Below are 2,089 nucleotides of genomic sequence, written 5' to 3'. Positions count from 1 at the left end.
GGTGCTGGACTCCCGGGACGGCACGGGCGGGTTCTCGACTCCGTGGGGTGCGGGCCAGGGTCGGGAGCTGGTGGTGCGGGGCGGGTCGACGCCGGTGCCGGAGTGGGCCACCGCGGTGGTGCTGAACGTGACCGTGACCCAGCCTTCGGCGAGCAGCTTCGTGACCGTGTGGCCGGCGGGCGGGGCGAGGCCGCTGGCGTCGAACCTGAACGTGGTGGGGGGCCAGACGGTGGCGAACCTGGTGGTGGTGGCGGTCGGCGCCGGCGGCAAGGTGGCGATCTACAACAACCAGGGCAGCGCGCACCTGGTCGCGGACGTCGTGGCGTACTACCGCCAGCCGGGCGCGCCCCTGGAGGGGGTGTCGGCGATCGCCGCTGGTGGCAGCACGTGCGCGTCGCTCGCCACCGGTGGGCTGCGCTGCTGGGGCGCGAACGGCTCTGGTCAGCTCGGTGACGGCACGACCCTCGATGCGGCGGGCGCGGTGCCGGTGGCGGGCGCCGGTGACTCGGTGTCCCTCGCCGTCGGGCTCCACCACGCCTGCGCAGTCCGCGGCGACGGCCAGGTGGCGTGCTGGGGTTCGAATCGGTTCGGCCAGCTCGGTGACGAGGCCTACGGCGAGGCGTCGGTCGTCCCGGTGCCGGTGCCCGGGCTGAGCGGTGCGGTGCGGGTCGCTGCCGGTCACTGGCACACCTGCGCCGTGGTGGTCGGCGGGGAGGTGTGGTGCTGGGGAGCGAACCACATGGGCCAGCTCGGCGACGGCACCAGCGACCAGCCTTCGGGCCCGGTGGCGGTGGTGGGTCTCCCTGGTGTCACCGCGGTGGCAGCGGGCGCGGCCCATTCGTGCGCGGTGACCGCCGGCGAGGTCTGGTGCTGGGGCGGCAACTACACCGGCCAGCTCGGCGACGGCACCTTCGAGGACGCCCCCGCCCCGGTGCGGGTGGAGGGCATCAGCGATGCGGTCGACGTCAGCCTGGGCGCGGATTCGAGCTGCGCCCTGCTCGCCACCGGCGAGGTCCGTTGCTGGGGGGCGAACAACGTGGGCCAGCTCGGTGACGGCACCGGGGAGGCGTCGACGCTGCCGACCACCGTGGTGGGGGTGTCCGGCGCCACCGCGATCGACAGCGGCTCGTCCCACACCTGTGCGTTGGTGGGAGGCGGCGAGTTGCGCTGCTGGGGCCGCAACGACCAGGGACAGCTCGGCGACGGCACCACCGCCACTGCAGCAGTTGTGCCGGTGGTCGTACCGGGTATCACCGGAGCGACCAGCATCGCCGCGGGCAACTCCCGGTCGTGCGCGCTGGTCGGGGGACGGGTGGGCTGCTGGGGTGGACCTCTGCTGGGTGACGGCACCACCCGGGGTTCCACCGCACCCGTGCTGGTCGAGCAGGTCGCACCGTGACCTGGGTCGGGCCGTCGAGGTGCCATCGTGATGTGGGAGGCCCACAATGGCCCACATGGCGTTGCCCCTCTCCACCATGCTGCGGCGGGGACTGGTGCGCCACTGTCCGGTGTGCAACGAGGGCCATCTCTTCGTGCACTGGCTACGGATGGTGCCTGCCTGCCCCCGCTGCGGGCTGCGGTTCCGACGGGTGCCCGGCCATTGGCTCGGCTCGTGGTTCATCAACGTCTGCGTCGTACAGACCGCGGTGGTGCTGGTCCTGCTGATCGGGGTCGGCTTGACGTATCCCGACCCACCGATGGTGCCGATCACCGCCGTGACGGTGCTGACCGCGCTGGTGACCCCGTTCCTGTTCTTCCCCTTCTCACGAACGCTGTGGTCGGCCATCGATCTGGCGATGCGACCGCTCGAGTTCGACGACGGGGTGCCGCCGGGTTTCGAGCTGGAGCCCGACGCCGAGCGATTGCGCCGGGAGCAGGAAGGCCAGGGCGGCTCGTAGCTAGAGTGCCCGCCCATGGCAGCGGCGGCGTGGACCACCGGTGAGCAGCACACGCTGGTCGAGGTGCTGGACGCCCGGCTCGAGCAGGATCCGCACGGGCCGTTCCTCGACCTCGCTGGTCAGACGTTCACGGCTGCCGAGCTGGCTGACACCGCTGACCGGCTCGCATCCAGCCTGGGGGAGCTGGGGGT

General features: G+C 72.5%; 2 protein-coding genes. Both read left to right on the top strand.

Annotated features, from left to right (window positions below; translation table 11 throughout):
• Window positions 1-1,399 (top strand): RCC1 domain-containing protein (locus V7004_RS15735; RefSeq protein ID WP_442968081.1); only part of this gene is annotated, 1,399 nt, incomplete at its 5' end.
• Between the two features lie 55 nt (window positions 1,400-1,454).
• Complete coding sequence (locus tag V7004_RS15730; protein WP_334145208.1) at window positions 1,455-1,898, top strand: DUF983 domain-containing protein; 444 nt, start codon at window positions 1,455-1,457, stop codon at window positions 1,896-1,898.
• Window positions 1,899-2,089: the final 191 nt, after the last annotated feature.

The organism is Rhabdothermincola sp., assembly GCF_036846205.1.
GTDB lineage: Bacteria > Actinomycetota > Acidimicrobiia > Acidimicrobiales > Acidimicrobilacustridaceae > Rhabdothermincola.
This window is presented reverse-complemented; position numbering and strand designations above follow the sequence as displayed.

What these genes read in the sequence shown, in the direction of transcription:
- V7004_RS15730 (WP_334145208.1), top strand. Translation starts at nt 1,455, where the DNA reads ATGGCGTTGCCCCTCTCCACCATGCTGCGGCGGGGACTGGTGCGCCAC.